A 20,174-nucleotide genomic window follows, 5' to 3' on the forward strand; every position below is an offset into this window, starting at 1 on the left:
CACTATGAAAAAGCTATTATTGTTATTATTAGTTCTTACCAGCTTTACCTTTTTTGCTCAAACGAAAAAATTCGAAGCAGTAAATAAAACAACTGGTAAATCAGTTCTTTTTGAAGAAAGACAAAGAACAAAAATTACAACTTTAGACCGAAAAAAAATGGTTGGTAGTTTTTCAGTAAAAGACAATCAAACAATTACAATTGATGGCGCAGAAGTAAAAATAAACAACATCGCAAGTATTAAACATTACCCTAAAGGTGGTCGCAAAGTAAAAAACATTCTTTTTGGAACAAGTGCTGGTTTATTAGCTACATCTGGAGTGCTAGCTGCTGGAAGTAATGAATCTGCTGTAGCTGTTTTTGCAGGAGGTGTTGCAACTGCCGCAGTAGGCGCTTTGGTTAACAATAAAAATAAAAACTTAAGTTACCGTCATCATCAATTTCAAGTTATAGAATAATAGTGAGAAAAAATATTCAACATATTACTTTAGAGTCGAAAGTTGTCACATCGAGCGCAGTCGAGATGTCTCAAAAACAAACTTTTACAACTGCTGAAGGCATCGAAGTAAAATCAACTTACTCCGAAGCAGACCTAGAAGGATTAGAACATTTAGAATTCGGTGCTGGTTTTGCACCTAACTTACGTGGCCCATACGCAACCATGTATGTACGTCGCCCATGGACCATCCGTCAATATGCAGGATTTTCGACTGCAGAGGAAAGTAATGCTTTTTACAGAAGAAATTTAGCTGCAGGGCAAAAAGGATTATCGGTAGCCTTTGACTTGGCTACTCACAGAGGTTACGATTCGGATCATGAACGTGTGGTTGGTGACGTAGGGAAAGCTGGTGTTGCTATTGATTCTGTTGAAGATATGAAAACCCTTTTCGACCAAATTCCATTAGGAGAAATGTCGGTTTCGATGACGATGAATGGTGCCGTATTACCTATCATGGCATTTTACATTGTAGCTGCCGAAGAACAAGGCGTTGCTCCTAACCTATTATCTGGAACGATTCAAAACGATATTTTAAAAGAGTTCATGGTGCGTAACACTTACATTTACCCACCTACTCCTTCCATGAAAATCATTGCTGATATCTTTGAATATACGAGTAATTTCATGCCAAAGTTCAACTCGATTTCGATTTCGGGTTATCACATGCAGGAAGCAGGTGCTACTGCCGATATTGAGTTGGCTTATACTTTAGCTGATGGATTGGAATACATCCGTACTGGTTTAGCGGCGGGAATGGATGTCGATACTTTTGCTCCTCGCCTTTCGTTTTTCTGGGCTATTGGAATGAACCATTTTATGGAAATTGCCAAAATGCGTGCAGGACGTATGCTTTGGGCAAAATTGCTAAAACAATTCAATCCAAAAGACGACAAATCATTAGCCTTACGAACACACTGTCAAACATCAGGTTGGAGTTTAACCGAGCAAGATCCTTTTAATAACGTAGCTCGTACCGCTATTGAAGCTGCTGCTGCTGCTTTTGGCGGAACGCAATCATTACACACCAATGCTTTGGATGAGGCAATTGCCTTACCAACCGATTTCTCGGCTCGTATTGCTCGTAATACCCAAATCTTTTTACAGGAAGAAACTAAAATCTGTAAAACGGTTGACCCTTGGGCTGGTAGTTATTATGTAGAAAGTTTAACGGCTGAAATTGCTGAAAAAGCTTGGGCTTTAATCGAAGAAGTAGAAGAACTGGGCGGCATGACCAAAGCGATTGAAGCTGGAATCCCGAAACTTCGTATTGAAGAAGCAGCTGCCCGTAAACAAGCGCGTATCGACAGCGGACAAGACATTATTGTTGGGGTTAACAAATACCGTTTAGAAAAAGAAGACCCTTTACATATTCTTGAAGTGGATAATCAAACCGTTCGCAAACAACAAATCGAGCGTTTAGACCATATCAAAGCAACCCGTGATACTACCAAAGTACAGGAATGTTTAGCAAAACTAACCGCTTGTGCCAAAGGTGAACCGGGGAACTTATTAGATTTAGCAGTAGATGCCGCACGCAACAGAGCCACATTGGGTGAAATTAGCGATGCTCTGGAAACTGTTTTTGGAAGATACAAAGCACAAATTAGAAGTTTTAGTGGTGTGTATAGTAAAGAAATAAAAAATGACGAGAGCTTTGAAAAAGCCCGTCAATTAGCCGATGCTTTCGCTAAAAAAGAAGGCCGTCGTCCTCGTATTATGATTGCCAAAATGGGTCAGGACGGACACGATCGCGGCGCTAAAGTGGTTGCCACAGGTTATGCCGACGTAGGTTTTGACGTAGACATTGGTCCATTGTTCCAAACACCTCAGGAAGCTGCAAAGCAAGCTGTTGAAAACGACGTGCATATTTTAGGGGTTTCATCATTGGCTGCAGGACACAAGACATTGGTTCCTCAAGTAATTGAAGAATTGAAAAAATACGGTCGTGAAGATATTATGGTGATTGTGGGTGGTGTAATCCCTGCTCAAGATTATCAATTCCTTTTTGACTCAGGAGCCGTAGCCGTTTTTGGTCCTGGAACTAAAATTAGTGATGCCGCGATTACGATTTTAGAAGTTTTACTTGAAGATTAGTTAATAACTAAAGTTATATTATAAAAACACCAGCAGCAATGTTGGTGTTTATGTTTACTTTTATAATCAAAAAAACAGTAATACTAAAATAAATTAAAGATCAATATATTTGTTAAAAAAACAATAATGACGAAAGTCCCTTTCAAAGTATCTGCTAGAGCAGGAAAATTATTAGGTAGAGAAAATTTCTCTAATCCTGAGGGTGCTATAATTGAGTTAGTTAAAAATTCATACGATGCAGATGCAAAAAACTGTTTTGTTTTTTTTGATATTCCAACAATTCTAAAAAAAGATAGTAACGGAAAAGAATATAATTTCCCTGTAAAAGAAGAAAGTATAATCTATATAATTGATAATGGTGATGGAATGACCGAGCAAATTATAAAAGATTATTGGATGCAAATTGGAACAGGAAACAAAGAAAAAGATTTTATTTCAGATGATAAAAGGGTTAAAACAGGTGCCAAAGGAATTGGTAGATTTGCTTTAGACAGATTAGGATTTGAAACAGAAATGTGGACACTTTCAAAAAAAGCAAAAAACAATTCCGGATCATATTGGAAAATGGATTGGAAACAATTTGATAATGATGATAAATCAATTTCAGAAATTAATGCAGAAATAAATAATTCAAAAATAAATTTAAAAGAAAAAATACAATCACTTGTTAATAATAGCGAAACTTTAGAATTAATAAGTTCAATTGATTTTAAAAGTGGAACTTTTTTAAAGATTACTAATTTAAAAGATGAGTGGTTTAGTAATGAAAAAGATAATGACATAGAAAATGTATTCAAAAGTTTAGAAGCACTTATCCCTCCAAAAGAACTAAACATACCGTTTGAAGTATATTTTAATCATTTTCAAAAACCAAGAGAATTTGGAAAAGTTGAAACAGCTTTTTTTAATGATTTTGACTATAAAGTAAGAGCTAAATACAATTCAGAATCCTTATCTGTTGATTTTGAAATAACACGAAATGAGATTGATATTGATGTCTTAAAGAAAAAATTCACACATGCATTTAAAGATTCTAAACATCCATATAATATTGAAACATTAGAGAAAAAGACTTTTAATTATAATAAACCTATTGACAAACTTTTAAAATGGTCATTAAATGATTCTAGCCTAAAATTATTAAAAGATGTTGGCTCATTTGAACTAACATTTTATTATTTAAAATTTAATAATTCTATTAAAGAGGGCTATCCTTATAAATTAATAAATACACAAGAAAGAAAAACAATTATTGACAAATTTGGTGGTGTAAAAGTATATAGAGATTCATTCAGAGTTAGACCGTATGGAGACCCAACAAATGATTGGTTAAGACTAGGTCAAAGAGTTGCTCAAAGTCCCGCTGGAGCTGGTCAAAGAGTTGGAGACTGGAGAGTAAGGCCTGAACAAACAGCAGGTATAATAACAATTTCTAGAAAAACAAACCCATTATTAATTGATAAATCTGATCGAGGTGCATTACAAGAAAATGATGCTTTCGACACTTTTAAAACAATTATTACAGGAGTGATTCATGAATTTGAATTTGATAGAACAAAAATTTTAAATCAAATTTTTATTGAGCTTCAAAAAGAAAAGAAAAAGAAGGAAGAAAAAGAAATCAACCGAAGAGCGGAAGAATTAGCAAAAAAAATCGTTGCTGACACAAAAAAAGTTGATGAAGAGTTATTCGGAAAAAGTAAAAAAATAGACCTATTTAGACAAAAGAAAGAAGAAGAAATTGCTGATTCTTTCAAAGAAACTTTTAACAAAGCTTTTAAATCAATTTATGATGATAAAAAAGAAAAAGACAATGAAGAAATAGTACAAGTAAGATCATTGGCTAGTTTAGGACTAATTGTTTCATCTTTCGCACATGAATTAAAAGAAATAAAAGACAATTCTAGAGAAATTAAAAGTTTGGAAAAGATATTAAAACTTATTATCCCTAACGATGTAAAAAAATCATCTGAGTACATTGATGGAATGGATATTTTAGAATTGTTAAATGAAGATTCTGAAAAAATTATTCATTGGATTGATTATGCCCTAACAACTAGTAAAAAAGATAAAAGAACTCGTGGTAAACTTATTTTTTCTTCATTCTTCAAATCGTTTAGCGAATCATGGTCTAGAATATTAAATAGAAAGGATATTAAAATTAATATTATTGATAATATCAAAAACTTCGACTATGATTTCAGAGCATTTGAAATGGATATGTCTACAATTTTTACTAATCTAATTAATAATTCAATTGATTCATTTAATAATTTAGGAAAAGTTCAAGAACGAGAAATTAGTATCGAATTAAATATTATTAATGAAGAGAAGATTGAAATTCTTTATTCAGATAATGGAAAAGGATTAGATTCTATTTTTGGAGAAAAAGAGGAAATCTTTTTACCTTTTACCACTTCAAAAAAAGATAGAAAAGGAAATGAAATCGGAACAGGATTAGGAATGTATCTAGTAAAATCAGTAATTGATGACAATAATGGTAATATTGAAATCCTAGAACCTAACGAAGGATTTTCAGTATTATTAACTTTTCCAATAAGAAAAAAATAAATATTTATGGAAGCTAAATATAAAATTGGATATGTTGATGAAGACATTAAACAAGTAAAAAAATATACCAGAAGACTAAAAGATTTTGGATTTGAAGTTATTGGTTATGATTTTCATCAAGGAATGAGTTTGGATGAATTGATGAACCAAGTTTATGAATCAGACATTGATTTATTAATGATTGATTACAAACTAAATGAAAAAAATATCGTTGCTTTTAATGGTGATGCAGTTGAAAGTGAATTTTATGACAAAAGACCTCTTTTCCCTCATATTATATTCACAAATAAAGTTGAACAGGCTGAACCTTTTGTTGAGGATTGGAAAATTATTTTTGATAAAGAAGATGTATTTAATGACAATGAAGAAGAAGAAGATGAAAAAAAAGTGAATCATTTTATAACAACTTTAGAAAAAAGCATCGAACAATACAGAAAACATATTCAAAAAAGAAAGGATGACATTTTTAAAATACTTGAAAAAGGGAAAGTCGAAAAATTAAGTGTTATTGAAAAACACAACTTGTTAAAATTGCAAAAAGAATTAAAAGTATTAGATAATACATATACAGCTGAAGTCCCTGAACACCTATTGATATCTAAAAATTTAGAAGAAATCGATAATTTAAAAAATGAAGCCGAAGAACTATTAAATGAACTCATTAATAAAAGAAAAAAACAATGAGTATAAGAGAAATAAGGCCTTCAAGAAGAGAAACTCCTTCAAAATCTGAAAAAGGAAATAATTATCATAAACACAAATCAGATTTACAAGAAGATTTTAACTATTGTTGTGGTTACTGTGGTTCATTTGACGGTTTTGGCTATACAAAAACATACTTTGAAATAGATCATTTTGTGCCTAAAGATTTTTTGATTAAATCAAAAAGTAGCATTAGTCTTTCTAAATATTCTAATCTAGTTTATTCATGTAGATTCTGTAATAATAATAAAACTAAGCATTGGCCTTCAAAGAGAGAAGATATATACTTATTAGGAAATGAAGGTTTTATAGAACCTTGTGATTTAGAATATGAGAATCACTTATATAGAACAGATGATGGTGCTATTATGTGGAATTCTCCTATTGGAGAATGGATGGCAACAACAGCATTCAAATTTGATGAAAGAATGGATGAATTAAAACTTCTTTGGAAATATAATAAAACTAGAATTGCTATTGAGAAAATCATTGATGAATTAAATAGTTATCCTGATAACAGTGAACAACATAACAATATTAAAACTAAACTTACTCCTCTTTTTGAAAAACATTACTTTTTTCAAAAAGAATTAGCGACATTCTATAATGGATAAAAAACAAACAGGTTCCTATTACACTCCAGAATATTTAGCTGGTTTTATTTCCAAAAAAGTATTGTCTTTTTTTGGAGATAACACTGCTATTTCTATACTTGAGCCAAGTGTTGGAGATGGTTCTTTTATATCTCAGTTTGCCAAAAATGATTCATTAAAAATTAAACTTACTGCTTTAGACTTAAATAATGAAGAATTAAAAAAAGCTTCTAATAAATGGTCTGGAAAAAATGCGATTTTTAAAACAATTGATTTTTTAGAATTTGAATCAAAAACTAGATTTTCAGCTATTATTGGAAATCCACCTTATATAAAAAAAGCATTACTTAAAGAGGAGCAAATATTAGCATGTAAAGAAATACATTCAAATGAAAATCTAACTGAAAAATCAGTAAAAAATATTTGGACAACTTTTTTAGTTAAATCCACTACTCTATTAAAAAATAATGGTGTTTTAGCTTTTGTACTACCTTCTGAATTATTACAAGTTAAATTTGCAGAAGAAATAAGAGAATATTTAAAAAACCAATTTCAAAGAATTGAAATTTATACTTTCAATGACTTAATGTTTGAATGTAAAGGTCAAGATACAATTGTTTTGATTGCCTACAAAAAACATAATGAGAGAGGAGAATTCTTTACAAATATTCAGTTCAAAGAAGAATTAGAAAACAATTCTTACACTTTGAAAAACAATAATTTATTAGTTGATTCCAATATAAAATGGACACATCATTTTTTAACTGCTGATGAATTAAATTTTTTAGATAACCTAAAACAAAAATTAAAAACTGTTGATTATTACACAGATTCGAAACCTGGAATTGTAACAGCCGCAAATAACTTTTTCATTATCAATAAAGAAATTGAAAAAAAATATAATCTCTCAAAATATACCAAACCAATTATTCAAAAAGGAATTTTTGTTAATGGTAGCGTCGTTTTCAATGAAGAAAATATTTTGAAATTAGAGCAATCCAACCTTCCAACAAAACTTTTACAGTTAAATGAAAACGATAAAATATCCAAAAGTTTATCAGATTATTTATCTATTGGAACCGAACAAAAAATACATAAAAGATATAAATGTAAAATAAGAAATAATTGGTATGTAATTCCTAACATTTCGACTGTACCAGATGCTTTGTTTTTTAAAAGATGTCATAATTATCCTAAATTATTGAGGAATAATTCAAATGCACTTGTAACTGATTCTGCCTACAAAGTAAATATGAAATCCGATTGGGATTTAAACAGTTTTATTTTTTCTTTTTACAATTCACTTACATTAGTTTTTGCTGAAACTAACGGAAGATATTATGGTGGTGGAGTTTTAGAATTAACTCCAAGTGAATTTAAAAATTTACCAATTCCTTATATAAATATAACTTCGGAGAAATTTGACGAATTCACAATAGAATTTGAAAACAAAGAAAACATTGAAGAAATTCTCTTTAAATATGACAAGCAAATTTTAGGTCAAGCTTTAAGTATGAATGATGATGAAATAAAAAAAATTCAGGATATCCGAACAAAACTTATTAATAAAAGAATGAGAAACTAAAACCAGCCTTCCAGCTGGTTTTGTTATTTCAAAATCTCCCTTAAAATCTTTGCGATATTTTTAGCATCATCTACACCTCTATGATGTGTACCTTCTAAAGGGATGTCTAAAAATTTAAGCGCGCCATCCATTCCTAATTCGTGACCCAATTTGTTTTTGAGTGCAAACAAGGTTTTCACGTTGATGTGTGAAGGACTAAAAGGATACCCTTTACCCAAATCCTGACATTGCCTTTGGAATTGTTTCAAATCGTAAGCTCCAAAACTTGCCCAAGCCCTGCTTTGACTCATATAGTCTTTTTTCAAAATACGCAAAGCTTCTTCAAAGGAAACTGCTTCTTGTGCTATTAATTCTGGAGTTATCGTTGTTAACTCGGTACAAAACGAACTTATCGTTGAACGTTCGGGTTTTACTAAAATACCTTTATTATCGGTTATTTCACCTGTTTCGACATCGAGTAAACAGACACCTACTTCGATAATATCACTACTCATACCTTCGGGTAATTTACCTTCCCAACAAGTGGCTTCAATATCGACCACGAGTATTTTATCTAATAATTTTGCCATAATTTTTTTTCTTTAAAAACACCCCTAAAGTCCCCTCAAGGGGACAGTTCAACTAGCTACCTTTATTCACAATTCATGCTTGTTTTTAAAAAATCAACCCTTTAATATTGTCCCCTTGAGGGGACTTTAGGGGTGTTCTATATCATTATTTTTTCTTGTCAGATTTCTTTTTTTTCGGTTTCTCTTTTTTCTCCTTAGATTCCTTCTTATCACTCAATAAATCAATTTTATCTTTTAAGCGCTTTTCGGCATTTTCAGTATCGTAAGAAGTTGCACAAGTAAAAGCTGTCAATTTTACTTCCTTGATTACTTCTAAAGCTTCTTCAAATTTTCTTTGGCTTTCCAAAATCAACGCTCTTTTTAATAAAATTTCTGCTTTGTTAATTCCTTTAACTGTTAAGGCGAATTCAATTAATTTTTCGGCTTCTGCTATATCTTCATTCAAAATTAAAGTATGAATGTAATGTACATATACGTCCAAAGCATGAATATCTACTGCAATTGCCTGTTGAAAATACTCTTTCGCCATTTCATAACGTTGCAATTGCTCGGCATACAAACGTCCGTACAAACATAAAGCAATAGTATTTTTATCGTCGTAAGACAAAGCATAATCTAAGGATTCTACCGTTTCTACCAAAGAATACGGATAGTTATCTAAGGCTTGAAATAAATATTTATCAATAGTTTTCATGTCGTAATTCATTTTTAAGGCGCTGTCGCTCCTTTTTAAATTTTTTCTCTACTTTTTGTTTCTTAAAATCGGTTCCTTCAAAAATTCTGATAGGATTACCACGTTCAATCTGCATTTGGTTCATCCAAACATCCTGAAACCGTTGCTGCATTTGAACTTTTTCATATTCCATTAACTTTTGAAATAATCGTTCTGTTGCCAGTTTTTTATTTTGATGTTGTGAACGTGAATCCATACTCACCACGGCAACTCCCGTAGGAATGTGAGTCGCACGAATAGCCGAACTCACTTTGTTAACGTGTTGCCCTCCAGCTCCGGAACTTCGCATAGCTTGATACTGAATATCTTTTTCATTAATCACTACTTTATTTCCTGACTGAATTTCAAAAATTCCTATGAACCAATTTTTTCTTTTGTGAAATTTTCTGATTGTACTTTGCCCAATCCATTGAATAGTTCCTATCCAACTGGCCACAAAATCATCAGTCTTTTTCCCTTTAATGGAAACGATAGCCGAAACTACCGTTCCATTTTCCTGTCCTGCTTCACGATGGAGCACTTCGGTTTCCAGCTTCATTTCTTCCGCTTCAACCAATAGTCGTTTCAATACTTGAGCCACTACCCAATCACATTCCGCAGGACCTCTACCCGAGGTTATTTGTATCATCTTTTCCATACTATCGGTCCATTCTTACAATTTTAGGTGTAAAAGTTCCTAATACATCCACCAATTCCGTTTGCAAACTCATCACTTTGTTAATGTCTTTGTAGGCCATAGGCGCCTCGTCGATATTGCCGCCAATTAAAGTCACCTCATGGTCTGCCAAGACTTTTTTAATCTGGCTTTGTGTAAAAGATGCTTTACATTTTGCTCTCGAAAACAAACGCCCTGCTCCATGAGAAGCAGAATTTAAACTTTCTGCATTGCCTTTTCCCATTACTATGAATCCTGGAGCAGTCATCGAACCCGGAATAATTCCCAGTTGTCCCTCACCCGCTGGCGTAGCTCCTTTGCGATGCACGATGCATTCTTTTCCGTCGACCATTTCTTTCCATGCAAAATTGTGATGGTTCTCAATAGTCACTACAATACGCTTACCCAAAGCTTTGGCGATTCGGCGGTGAATGTCTTCGTGACACGCTTTAGCATAATCTCCTGCTAAATTCATCGCCAGCCAGTATTCTTGTCCGTCATGAGTATTCAGATCTAACCAAGCTAGATGTTGCACATTCTTAGGTAACGGACATTGTTTTGTAGCCAAATACGTGTAATGTTTCGCAATGTTGGCACCCAATCCGCGTGAACCGCTGTGCGACAAAACTGCCAGATATTCTTTAGGTTCCAGTTTCCATTCTGGAAGCGGATTATCCAGCTTTACCACTCCAAATTCCACAAAGTGATTACCACCACCTGATGTTCCTAATTGCTTGTATGCCTTGTCTAACAATTGCTTTACCACGGGAATATCTTTGAATTCGCTTTGGTAAAAAACCTCGTGATCTGCTTTGATTTTGTGGGTTTCGGTCATACCAAATTTTGTATTGTCTTTCAAAATTGCCTGCAACTGATGATCTTTTCCTTTTAAGAATGAAGCCGGCAAATCGAAAATTGACAAACTCATACGGCAGCCAATATCTACTCCCACTCCGTATGGAATTACCGCATTATCTGTTGCCAGAACCCCTCCAATTGGTAATCCATATCCTGAATGTACATCAGGCATTAAAGCACCTTTCACTGCAATTGGCAATTTTAAAGCGTCATACAATTGGAATTTGGCTTGTTCCGCAATTTCATTCTCGCCAAAGATTGAAAAAGGAGCTCGCGTGTTCATCAACTGATTGAATTTCACTTGAACTGGATTTACCAAACCTTCTGCAACCTTTCCCCAAGTGCCGTGTCCCTTGAATTTTTCAGGATCTAACAATACCTCTTTAGCTTCTGTAAGTATTGCTTCCTTTTTTTCTCTTTTTCTGTATCTATTGATTTGCCCTAAAGCAATATTGATAGCATTGTTCTTAGGGAAACCTATTTTAATTAGGTCTTTCCCTGATAATTTATTTCCCATAAATTTAAAATTGAATAATACACTTTCCTTTCAAAAGCGATAGCTCTCGATTGGATTTCTGATTTATCAGTTTCGGGAAAGTTTAATGCATAAAAAAACCCGAAACTAGATGTCTTCGGGTTTTATCATATAATGAAGTTTTTTTATCTAACTTAAAGTAAAACCACGAAGAGAAGTTACACCAGCTCCCGCTGATCCGTAACCGTTATTTGCTAAATTGAATACAAACATTTTTTCTTCGTTTTAATTGTTATTAATTTTCGAGGACAAATTTTGTAAATTATTTCTTTAATATCCAAATAGTCGCTTGAATTTTTATTCAGTCTAAAGAAACGATTGCCTAGATTTCTCCTAGTTTAAAGTCTCTAAAACCTTTACAGCTTCTATAAAATCAATCCCTTTCACTTCTTCAAAAAAGTCAATTTCGGTTTCGTGAGGTAAAAAATCGGAGATGATGCGCACGATAAAATCTTGAGGTTTCTTGAGGTACATAAACGTATAATCTTCCATGTTTACGACTGTTTTTTCGGCTAAATCGGTCGTACGTACAAACTTATCGGAGGTTAAGGAAGATAAACACGGTAAATTCAAATGCGCCGCTTTGGCAATGGGTTTTCCATTTTCAAACAAGCCGCCTTCGTAACCGTACAAAGAAGCATGAGTAATCTCGATAGGCTTTCCTAGTTGCAAATAATCGGGTAAATCACTTGCTTTTCCTACTATGGCTGCAAATCCCATCAACACACAAATATCGTGTGGTGGCAATTGCATCATCGCTTTGGCCGTACTTTCTCTGCCAATTCCGGAAACAATGACTTCGTAGGTATGGTTTACGTTAGGTATTCGAGATAAAGCAGAAAGTACTTTTTCTTGTTCTATCTCCATAGGAGTCAAGATAATTATTTTCGACATTTTTTAAATTTTCTATTGTTTTAAATCCATTCGGTAGGTTCTTGGTAATTTTCTCCAAAGTACGTTAGGTATTGTACCATTCGTGGCGTTGCACCATAATTAGGCTTTGCACAATGCGGTAAGGCTTGGTGCCAAATAACCATATCCCCTGCTTCGCCAGTGATAGGAACGGGTTGCAAGGCTTCTAAAGCATAAGCACGAATATCTTTTCCTTCAGGGACTTGGTTTATCCAGTCGGTAATACTATGATGAAAACCTGGGACACAATGAAATGCACCGTCGTTGGGTCCACACTCAGAAAGATAAATCAATCCTTGCAATCGAAATGGTATGGGTTGTTGCAAACTGACGTCCCAATGCAAAGCACTTCCTTTGAACGTATAATAGGGTGTTATGGGCGGATTGAAACTTACTTTATCAATCGTTTTGTATATATTTTCAGTTTGATACAACTGTTCGTAAGCTTTTCGAATGCGAGCCGAGGCTCTATTTTTTTCTAATTGTGGATGCTCAAAAAAATTCACCATTAAGCCTTTTTGCTCAGGATGTGCAACATACCAAGAAGCCGGATTGTTGGGTTGCATGCCTAAAAACTCCCAAATAATCTGTTGGGTAGCCAAACAATCTTCTTTTGAAATGGCCTTTTTTAAAACCAAATAACCATTCGTTTCAAAAAATTGCAATTCACTTTCTGACAAGACTTTTTCTTCTTGCGTGGCGACTGGAATAAGTTGTGTACTTTTTTGAATTACCCATTTCTCAAAATCAGCAACCGAAGGGCGTTCAAAGTATAGGTATTGCAAGGCTTCATCGAGTCCGATGCCGTTTTTATAAAGCTGTTCCAATTCTTGCGACCAACTATCGGAAGCGGTGTTTTCTCCCTCCAAAATTCGGTTTCGAAACGATGCTAATACAGAATTGGCAGACATATTTTATGGTATTTAAGTACAGCTCAAAAATATGAAATTCTTATTTGTTTTTATAAATTTGTGCCATGTCTAAATTACCCAATATCACCACTAGTATCTTCTCTATAATGTCGCAATTAGCGAATCAACATGGAGCAATTAATTTATCTCAAGGGTTCCCTAATTTTCCCGAAGATGAACGTTTATTACAAATTTCAGAACGTTTAATTAGAGAAAACATTCATCAATATACTCCCATGGCTGGATTACCCTCGCTTATGGAAAAAATTGCACAGCAAACTGAAAAGCAATATAACCGAAAAGTCAACATTGCTACTGAAATGCTTATAACAGCAGGTGCTACACAAGGTGTTTTTACCACGATTAACACTTTTGTTTCGATTGATGATGAAGTAATTATATTAGATCCTAGTTATGACAGTTATGAACCTTCGGTGTTAGTTGCGGGAGGAAAACCTGTTCGTCTATCATTGAATAATGATTATACACCCAACTTCAATCGAATTGAAGATGCAATTACTTCAAAAACGAAAATGATTGTAGTTAACAATCCGCATAATCCTACAGGTAGAATTTGGACAGAAAAGGATTTTGAAGCTCTAGAAACGATTTTAGATAAGCACCCACAAATTTTAATTTTGGGTGACGAAGTATATGAATACATTACTTTTACACAACCTCATATTTCTTTCAACACAAGAGAAAAACTGAAACACAGAACCATTGTTGCTTCTTCATTCGGAAAATCATTACATGTAACGGGTTGGAAAGTGGGTTATTTAATTGCTCCAGAAAACTTAATGTACGAAATGAAAAAGGTACATCAGTTTTTAGTTTTCAGTGTGAATAGTTTTTCGCAACATGCTATTGCAGAACATCTTGATGTGGTAGATTTTGGTGAAGTATCCCGCATGTACCAACGTAAACGTGACTTATTTCAATCACTATTAAAAAACAGTCGATTTGAATTAATGCCTTGTGATGGAACTTATTTTCAAGTTGTAAATTATAGTTCAATTTCAACACAAAACGATGTGGATTTTGCTAAAAAACTAATTACAGATAACGGCGTAGCTGGCATACCAATTTCCGTTTTTTATAATGACGCTACTGATAGACACATGCTTCGTTTTTGCTTTGCTAAAACAGACGAAACATTAATACAAGCTGCAGAAAAATTATGTAAAATTTAATCTATTAATTTTATAGATCAACCTTAACTCACTATTCATGGGGCACACAATCATTTTGTTAAATTGTTAACAAAATAGATTTTCAAAACCCATAAATAATTGTATTTTTACGGCTCAAAATTTCAAAAATCAGATGGGTAAAATCATTGCAATTGCTAATCAAAAGGGTGGAGTTGGAAAAACGACAACTTCTATCAATTTAGCGGCCGCTTTAGGCGTTTTAGAAAAAAAAGTATTGCTTATAGATGCAGATCCTCAGGCAAATGCCAGCTCTGGCTTAGGCATTGATGTAGAAAGTGTCGAGATAGGTACTTATCAAATCCTTGAGCATAGCAACACTCCCGAAGAGGCTACAATCAAAAGCTCATCGCCTAATGTTGATGTGATTCCTGCACATATCGATCTAGTTGCTATCGAAATTGAATTAGTCGATAAAGAGAATAGAGAGTATATGCTTAAGCAGACTTTAGCTTCTGTAAAAGAAAAATATGATTATATTATCATTGATTGTGCTCCATCGCTAGGTTTATTAACACTAAACGCTTTAACAGCTGCAGACAGTGTTGTCATTCCTATTCAGTGTGAATATTTTGCACTTGAAGGTTTAGGGAAATTATTAAACACGATTAAAAGTGTTCAAAAAATACACAATCCAGAATTAGACATTGAAGGATTGTTACTTACAATGTATGATTCTCGTTTACGATTATCAAATCAAGTTGTTGAGGAAGTTCAAAAACATTTTAACAATATGGTATTTGAAACCGTTATCCAACGGAACATCAAGTTAAGTGAAGCACCAAGTTACGGAGAAAGCATTATCAATTATGATGCAACAAGTAAAGGAGCAACAAACTACTTGCATTTAGCAGAAGAAATAATCAAGAAAAATAGTTAAAATAGTATATGGCATTAGCGAAAAAACAGGCGATGGGAAGAGGATTATCTGCGTTATTGAAAGATCCTGAAAACGATATCAAATCAGTTGCAGATAAAAATGCTGACAAAGTTGTTGGTAATATTATCGAATTGGAGATTGATGCTATCGAAATAAATCCGTTTCAGCCTCGTACAAATTTTAATGAAGAATCTTTACAAGAATTAGCCACTTCAATTCGTGAACTTGGGGTTATCCAACCGATTACTGTTCGCAAAATGGAGTTCAACAAATACCAATTAATTTCGGGAGAGCGTCGTTTACGTGCTTCTAAATTATTGGGATTAAAAACGGTTCCTGCCTACATTCGTTTGGCCGATGATAACGAATCGTTAACTATGGCTTTGGTTGAAAACATTCAACGTCATGATTTAGACCCTATTGAGATTGCTTTATCATATCAGCGTTTAATGGATGAAATTCAGTTAACGCAAGAACAAGTGAGTGACCGTGTTGGTAAAAAAAGATCAACAGTTGCTAACTATATGCGTTTATTAAAACTGGATCCTATTATCCAAACAGGTATTCGTGACGGGTTCATTTCTATGGGACATGGTCGTGCTATCATCAACATTGACAACCTTGACGATCAAGCGGATATCTATCAAAAAATAGTAAGCCAAAACCTTTCTGTTCGTGAAACAGAAGCATTGGTAAAAGCATACCACGAAGGTACACCTGAAAAAACAACTCCATCTTCAAAAGCTACAGAAGCTTCTTTTGATGTAAAATCTGAAGACAAAAAAGCTTTTGCAAATTATTTTGGAACTAAAGTTGATGTAAAAGTTACTGGAAACGGTAAAGGAAAAATTACTATTCCGTTTACTTCTGAAGAAGATTTTAATAGAATTCTCAACTTGATTAACAGTTAGTGAAAAACTGGTTATACATATTACTTTTTTGTACTATCGCTGGAAACTTTTCAGGTTTTAGTCAAGATGAAATTAAGCTCGTTGCAAACGATACCATTAAAAAAACAATTGACCCTCTTAGACCTGCAAAAGCTGCTTTTTATTCGGCAGTAATTCCAGGCTTAGGTCAGGCATATAATAAGCGTTATTGGAAAATCCCTATTGTTTACATAGCATTAGGGACAGGTATTTATTCATACACTTGGAATCAGAAGAGATATGATAGATATAGAGATGCTTACAAACAACGATTAGTCCTTGGTGAAAACAGTAATGATCGTTATCAAGGATTGTTGAGTACCGAAAGACTTGTAGATGCTCAAAAATTCCATCAGCGCAACAGAGATTTATCCCTACTCATCACAGTGGCTTTATATGCATTAAACATAATAGACGCTAACGTTGATGCACATTTACAACAATTTAATGTGAATGGTGATTTGACTATAAAACCTGAAATTCAAACCAACGATTTCAACTACAAACAAAATGTCGGACTTAGTTTAAATTATAAGTTTTAACAATAGAAAATCATAATTCCTATAATCATCTAAAAACAAAATAGTGAAAATAGCACTTTTAGGATACGGAAAAATGGGTAAAGTAATTGAACGAATTGCTTTAGAACGTGGTCATGAAATTGTATTGAGAAAATCAAGCCAAGACAGTTTTGAAGGACTTAAAAATGCTGATGTTGCTATAGATTTTAGTGTTCCTAGTAGTGCCGTAAGTAACATTTCTGAATGTTTTGCTACTAATATACCAGTAATAAGTGGTACAACAGGTTGGCTAGAGCATTATGATGAAATTATTTCGCTTTGTTCAGAGAAAAACGGAGCTTTTATTTATGGATCTAATTTTAGCTTAGGAGTAAATATTTTCTTTGAATTGAATGACTATTTGGCAAAAATGATGGCCAATTTAAAGCAATACAAAGTGTCGATGGAAGAAATTCATCACACACAAAAACTTGATGCCCCTAGTGGAACAGCAATTTCATTAGCAAATGGAATTATTGAAAATTCTAAATATGATTCATGGACATTAAATGATCCAAAAGAGAATGATATATATATAGAAGCAAAAAGAATTGAAAATATTCCTGGCACACACAGTATTTTCTATGACAGTGAAGTGGATCAAATTGAAATCAAACACACAGCACATAACCGTGAAGGTTTTGCTTTAGGAGCAGTTGTAGCAGCCGAATGGTTGGTTGGCAAAAAAGGAGTTTACACAATGAAAGATGTTCTTTCATTGAATAAAAAATAGAAATATTAAAATTTTTAAGAATTTAAAATTCTAAATACAAATGACAGCATTACAGTGGTTTATATTTTTCTTGATAGTTCAAATCATTCATGGTTTAGGAACTTGGAAATTATACGAAAAAGCAGGTAGAAAATCTTGGGAAGCCTTTATTCCTGTATATAATTCGATTATTTTAATGAAAATAATAAACAGATCTACTTGGTGGACTGCTTTATTATTCATCCCAATTATAAATTTAATAATGTTTATTGTTGTTTGGGTTGAAACATTAAGAAGTTTTGGAAAAAACTCATCAAAAGATACACTTTTAGGAGTCCTCACTTTAGGTTTCTATATTTACTATGTGAACTATTTTGAAAATGTAGAATACATAAAAGATAGGAGTTTAGTAGCTAAAACTCAAGTTGGAGACACAATAAGTTCATTATTGTATGCAATAGTAGTAGCTACTTTAGTACATACTTATGTAATGCAACCATTTACAATTCCAACTTCATCGCTAGAAAAATCATTGTTAATTGGCGACTTTTTATTTGTAAGTAAATTTCATTATGGAGCCAGAACTCCTAAAACCGCAGTTGCATTACCAATGGTTCACGACAGTTTACTAGTTGTAAAAGAAAAATCATATTTAAGTTGGCCACAGTTACCTTCATTCCGCCTTCCAGGAGTACAAAGTATTAAGCGTAACGATATAGTCGTATTTAACTGGCCAGTAGATACAGTTTATCAATTTTTTGACAGATCTGGAAGACATATTGACAAGCCTGTTGACAAACGTTCAAATTATGTAAAAAGATGTGTTGGTTTACCTGGTGATAGTTTTTCAATTAAAAATGGTGATATTTTAATTAACAATAAGAAATTAGTATTACCAGAAAGAGCTAGACCACAGTGGTCATATGATGTTGTAACTGATGGATCATCTTTTGATGCTGAATACATTTTAGGGGAATTACAATTAACAGATCGTATTGTCCCAACTGGAGAAAATCAATTTATCTTTTCAGCTGTTACTGATGAAGCATATAACAAATTGAAGCAAAATCCAGCGATAAAATCAATCACAAAAAGAATAGCTCCTGCACCAGAAAGTATTGATAAAAGTATTTTCCCTCACAATCAAAAATGGAGTCAAGATAATTTAGGCCCAATCTATATCCCTGAAGCAAACAAAACAGTTGCTTTAAACAAAGAAACTCTTCCTTTTTACAAGCGACTTATAACAGAATACGAAGGTAATAAACTAGAAGAAAAAGGCGGAAAAATCTATATCAACGACAAAGAAGCGACAAACTATACTTTCAAACAGGACTATTACTGGATGATGGGAGATAACCGTCACAATTCTGAAGATAGTCGTTACTGGGGATTTGTTCCTTTTGATCACGTAGTTGGTAAACCAGTATTTATTTGGTGGAGTATTGACCCTAATGTTCCATGGAGTAAAGCTATTGACAAAATTCGTTGGGACAGATTATTTTGCACAGTTGGCGGAAATGGACAGCCAGTATCTTACTTCAAATATTTTATAATTGCCCTTGTAGCATGGTTTGCATACGATTTTTACAGAAGAAAAAAAGCTAAAGCTTAGTTCAATTTGGTTATTTGTGGATTTGGTAATTTGATGTTATGTATATCTTTTCATTTGAAAAATTAGATGTTTGGGTAGAGTCTAAAGAATTTACTAAAGCAATATACTTAGCGACAGAAAATTTCCCAGAAAATGAAAAATTTGGATTAATCTCACAATTACGTAGAGCTTCAATCTCAATATGTTCAAATATAGCTGAAGGTTCTGCAAGGAAAACCTTTAAAGACAAAGCTAACTTTACCACTATTGCATTTGGTTCTGCTGTAGAAGTTTTAAATCAATTAATTTTGTCTTACGAATTAAATTTCCTTTCAGAAAAAAACTATATTCTTTTAAGAAAACAATTAGAAAGTATTACAAATAAATTAAATAGTTTGAGGAATTATCAAATTGACAAATCAATTTAATTTTTCAAAGCACCAAATCCACAAATTACCAAATGAACATACTCATACACCCTACCTACTTTCCTTCAATAAGTCATTTTGTTGCTATGGTTAAAGCCAATTCTGTAACGTTTGAAATGGAAGACAACTTTCAAAAACAAACCAACAGAAACAGGATGTATATATATAGTCCCAACGGAGTTCAGCTACTAAACATACCAATAAAACATTCTAAAGATATACGTCAAAAAACAAAAGATGTACGTTTAGAAACAGCTTTCGATTGGCAAAAGCAACATTTTAAGTCATTAGAAGCGGCTTATAGAACTTCCCCATTCTTTGAGTATTATGAAGATGCTATAGCACCAATCTTTACTAAAAAACATACATTTTTGATGGATTTGAACTTTGAGACTATCGAAATTGTAAAAAAATGTCTAGGTCTTACTTTTGAAACCAACAAAACCACTGAGTATTTTCATGAGGTTCCAAATTTTGAAGACTACAGAATTTTAGCAAATGGTAAAAAAGATAATGCAAAATTTGATGAATACACTCAGGTTTTTGAAGAAAAACATGGTTATATTAATAACTTAAGTATTCTTGACTTGTTATTCAACGAAGGACGCTATGCTCTTGATTATCTAAAAAAACAATCTATTTAG

General features: G+C 33.1%; 20 protein-coding genes. 14 read left to right on the forward strand and 6 right to left on the reverse strand.

Translation table 11 applies throughout. The annotated features are described in order from the left end of the window. Nucleotides 1-4: 4 nt before the first annotated feature. The 6 genes from LJY17_RS07805 (at nt 5) to LJY17_RS07830 (ending at nt 8,043) form a co-directional block, all read left to right on the forward strand. The gene (locus tag LJY17_RS07805; RefSeq protein ID WP_264543281.1) at nt 5-457 is read left to right on the forward strand and encodes a hypothetical protein; all 453 of its coding nucleotides are present in this window, start codon (nt 5-7) and stop codon (nt 455-457) included. After that, a complete protein-coding gene (scpA, locus tag LJY17_RS07810) occupies nt 457-2,592 on the forward strand; it encodes a methylmalonyl-CoA mutase (RefSeq protein WP_264544888.1) in 2,136 nt (711 codons plus the stop codon). The genes LJY17_RS07805 and scpA overlap by 1 nt, the downstream gene beginning before the upstream one ends. Before the next feature lie 126 nt (nt 2,593-2,718). Then, nucleotides 2,719-5,163 carry an ATP-binding protein gene (locus tag LJY17_RS07815; RefSeq protein ID WP_264543282.1) on the forward strand — a complete coding sequence of 815 codons (2,445 nt, stop codon included), beginning with the start codon at nt 2,719-2,721 and terminating at the stop codon, nt 5,161-5,163. Nucleotides 5,164-5,169: 6 nt separating this feature from the next. Then, nucleotides 5,170-5,847 (forward strand): hypothetical protein, encoded by a 678-nt coding sequence (locus LJY17_RS07820; RefSeq protein ID WP_264543283.1) that lies wholly within the window; start codon nt 5,170-5,172, stop codon nt 5,845-5,847. Next, complete coding sequence (locus tag LJY17_RS07825) at nt 5,844-6,479, forward strand: HNH endonuclease (protein WP_264543284.1); 636 nt, start codon at nt 5,844-5,846, stop codon at nt 6,477-6,479. Before LJY17_RS07820 ends, LJY17_RS07825 begins: the two co-directional genes overlap by 4 nt. Further along, on the forward strand, nt 6,472-8,043 hold the full coding sequence (locus LJY17_RS07830; RefSeq protein ID WP_264543285.1) for an Eco57I restriction-modification methylase domain-containing protein: 1,572 nt from the start codon (nt 6,472-6,474) through the stop codon (nt 8,041-8,043). Before LJY17_RS07825 ends, LJY17_RS07830 begins: the two co-directional genes overlap by 8 nt. A gap of 23 nt (nt 8,044-8,066) precedes the next feature. Here LJY17_RS07830 and LJY17_RS07835 read toward each other — a convergent pair whose 3' ends face one another. The 6 genes from LJY17_RS07835 to LJY17_RS07860 form a co-directional block, all read right to left on the reverse strand. Beyond that, nucleotides 8,067-8,612, reverse strand: coding sequence for a 3'-5' exonuclease (locus LJY17_RS07835; protein ID WP_264543286.1), 546 nt, complete (start codon nt 8,610-8,612; stop codon nt 8,067-8,069). A 145-nt stretch (nt 8,613-8,757) separates the two neighbouring features. Further along, nucleotides 8,758-9,318, reverse strand: a complete 561-nt coding sequence (locus LJY17_RS07840; protein WP_319800120.1) for a hypothetical protein — start codon at nt 9,316-9,318, stop codon at nt 8,758-8,760. Next, entirely contained in the window at nt 9,293-9,982 is a 690-nt protein-coding gene (gene prfH / locus LJY17_RS07845) for a peptide chain release factor H (RefSeq protein ID WP_264543287.1), read from the reverse strand. The genes LJY17_RS07840 and prfH overlap by 26 nt, the downstream gene beginning before the upstream one ends. A gap of 1 nt (nt 9,983) precedes the next feature. Next, nucleotides 9,984-11,375 carry an RtcB family protein gene (locus tag LJY17_RS07850; RefSeq protein ID WP_264543288.1) on the reverse strand — a complete coding sequence of 464 codons (1,392 nt, stop codon included), beginning with the start codon at nt 11,373-11,375 and terminating at the stop codon, nt 9,984-9,986. Nucleotides 11,376-11,726: 351 nt separating this feature from the next. Beyond that, nucleotides 11,727-12,287, reverse strand: coding sequence for a hypothetical protein (locus tag LJY17_RS07855; protein ID WP_264543289.1), 561 nt, complete (start codon nt 12,285-12,287; stop codon nt 11,727-11,729). 20 nt (nt 12,288-12,307) lie between these two features. Next, nucleotides 12,308-13,216 carry a phytanoyl-CoA dioxygenase family protein gene (locus LJY17_RS07860; RefSeq protein ID WP_264543290.1) on the reverse strand — a complete coding sequence of 303 codons (909 nt, stop codon included), beginning with the start codon at nt 13,214-13,216 and terminating at the stop codon, nt 12,308-12,310. 65 nt (nt 13,217-13,281) lie between these two features. On the opposite strand from LJY17_RS07860, the gene LJY17_RS07865 reads away from it, so the two are divergent. The 8 genes from LJY17_RS07865 (at nt 13,282) to LJY17_RS07900 (ending at nt 20,174) form a co-directional block, all read left to right on the forward strand. Beyond that, nucleotides 13,282-14,409 (forward strand): methionine aminotransferase, encoded by a 1,128-nt coding sequence (locus LJY17_RS07865; RefSeq protein WP_264543291.1) that lies wholly within the window; start codon nt 13,282-13,284, stop codon nt 14,407-14,409. A gap of 133 nt (nt 14,410-14,542) precedes the next feature. After that, the gene (locus LJY17_RS07870; RefSeq protein WP_264543292.1) at nt 14,543-15,307 is read left to right on the forward strand and encodes a ParA family protein; all 765 of its coding nucleotides are present in this window, start codon (nt 14,543-14,545) and stop codon (nt 15,305-15,307) included. Nucleotides 15,308-15,315: 8 nt separating this feature from the next. Next, on the forward strand, nt 15,316-16,218 hold the full coding sequence (locus LJY17_RS07875) for a ParB/RepB/Spo0J family partition protein (protein ID WP_264543293.1): 903 nt from the start codon (nt 15,316-15,318) through the stop codon (nt 16,216-16,218). Beyond that, nucleotides 16,218-16,778 carry a DUF5683 domain-containing protein gene (locus LJY17_RS07880; RefSeq protein WP_264543294.1) on the forward strand — a complete coding sequence of 187 codons (561 nt, stop codon included), beginning with the start codon at nt 16,218-16,220 and terminating at the stop codon, nt 16,776-16,778. Before LJY17_RS07875 ends, LJY17_RS07880 begins: the two co-directional genes overlap by 1 nt. Before the next feature lie 43 nt (nt 16,779-16,821). Then, entirely contained in the window at nt 16,822-17,529 is a 708-nt protein-coding gene (dapB, locus tag LJY17_RS07885; protein WP_264543295.1) for a 4-hydroxy-tetrahydrodipicolinate reductase, read from the forward strand. A 40-nt stretch (nt 17,530-17,569) separates the two neighbouring features. Continuing rightward, entirely contained in the window at nt 17,570-19,123 is a 1,554-nt protein-coding gene (gene lepB / locus LJY17_RS07890) for a signal peptidase I (protein ID WP_264543296.1), read from the forward strand. Between the two features lie 38 nt (nt 19,124-19,161). Then, complete coding sequence (locus LJY17_RS07895) at nt 19,162-19,530, forward strand: four helix bundle protein (protein ID WP_264543297.1); 369 nt, start codon at nt 19,162-19,164, stop codon at nt 19,528-19,530. 32 nt (nt 19,531-19,562) lie between these two features. Next, nucleotides 19,563-20,174, forward strand: a complete 612-nt coding sequence (locus tag LJY17_RS07900; protein ID WP_264543298.1) for a WbqC family protein — start codon at nt 19,563-19,565, stop codon at nt 20,172-20,174.

The organism is Flavobacterium hankyongi (genome assembly GCF_036840915.1).
Classification (GTDB): domain Bacteria; phylum Bacteroidota; class Bacteroidia; order Flavobacteriales; family Flavobacteriaceae; genus Flavobacterium; species Flavobacterium hankyongi.

Coding starts and splice junctions, on each gene's coding strand:
- LJY17_RS07805 (WP_264543281.1), top strand. CDS start 5: ATGAAAAAGCTATTATTGTTATTATTAGTTCTTACCAGCTTTACCTTT.
- LJY17_RS07815 (WP_264543282.1), top strand. CDS start 2,719: ATGACGAAAGTCCCTTTCAAAGTATCTGCTAGAGCAGGAAAATTATTA.
- LJY17_RS07820 (WP_264543283.1), top strand. CDS start 5,170: ATGGAAGCTAAATATAAAATTGGATATGTTGATGAAGACATTAAACAA.
- LJY17_RS07825 (WP_264543284.1), top strand. CDS start 5,844: ATGAGTATAAGAGAAATAAGGCCTTCAAGAAGAGAAACTCCTTCAAAA.
- LJY17_RS07830 (WP_264543285.1), top strand. CDS start 6,472: ATGGATAAAAAACAAACAGGTTCCTATTACACTCCAGAATATTTAGCT.
- LJY17_RS07835 (WP_264543286.1), bottom strand. CDS start 8,612: ATGGCAAAATTATTAGATAAAATACTCGTGGTCGATATTGAAGCCACT.
- LJY17_RS07840 (WP_319800120.1), bottom strand. CDS start 9,318: ATGAATTACGACATGAAAACTATTGATAAATATTTATTTCAAGCCTTA.
- prfH (WP_264543287.1), bottom strand. CDS start 9,982: ATGGAAAAGATGATACAAATAACCTCGGGTAGAGGTCCTGCGGAATGT.
- LJY17_RS07850 (WP_264543288.1), bottom strand. CDS start 11,375: ATGGGAAATAAATTATCAGGGAAAGACCTAATTAAAATAGGTTTCCCT.
- LJY17_RS07855 (WP_264543289.1), bottom strand. CDS start 12,287: ATGTCGAAAATAATTATCTTGACTCCTATGGAGATAGAACAAGAAAAA.
- LJY17_RS07860 (WP_264543290.1), bottom strand. CDS start 13,216: ATGTCTGCCAATTCTGTATTAGCATCGTTTCGAAACCGAATTTTGGAG.
- LJY17_RS07865 (WP_264543291.1), top strand. CDS start 13,282: ATGTCTAAATTACCCAATATCACCACTAGTATCTTCTCTATAATGTCG.
- LJY17_RS07870 (WP_264543292.1), top strand. CDS start 14,543: ATGGGTAAAATCATTGCAATTGCTAATCAAAAGGGTGGAGTTGGAAAA.
- LJY17_RS07875 (WP_264543293.1), top strand. CDS start 15,316: ATGGCATTAGCGAAAAAACAGGCGATGGGAAGAGGATTATCTGCGTTA.
- lepB (WP_264543296.1), top strand. CDS start 17,570: ATGACAGCATTACAGTGGTTTATATTTTTCTTGATAGTTCAAATCATT.
- LJY17_RS07895 (WP_264543297.1), top strand. CDS start 19,162: ATGTATATCTTTTCATTTGAAAAATTAGATGTTTGGGTAGAGTCTAAA.
- LJY17_RS07900 (WP_264543298.1), top strand. CDS start 19,563: ATGAACATACTCATACACCCTACCTACTTTCCTTCAATAAGTCATTTT.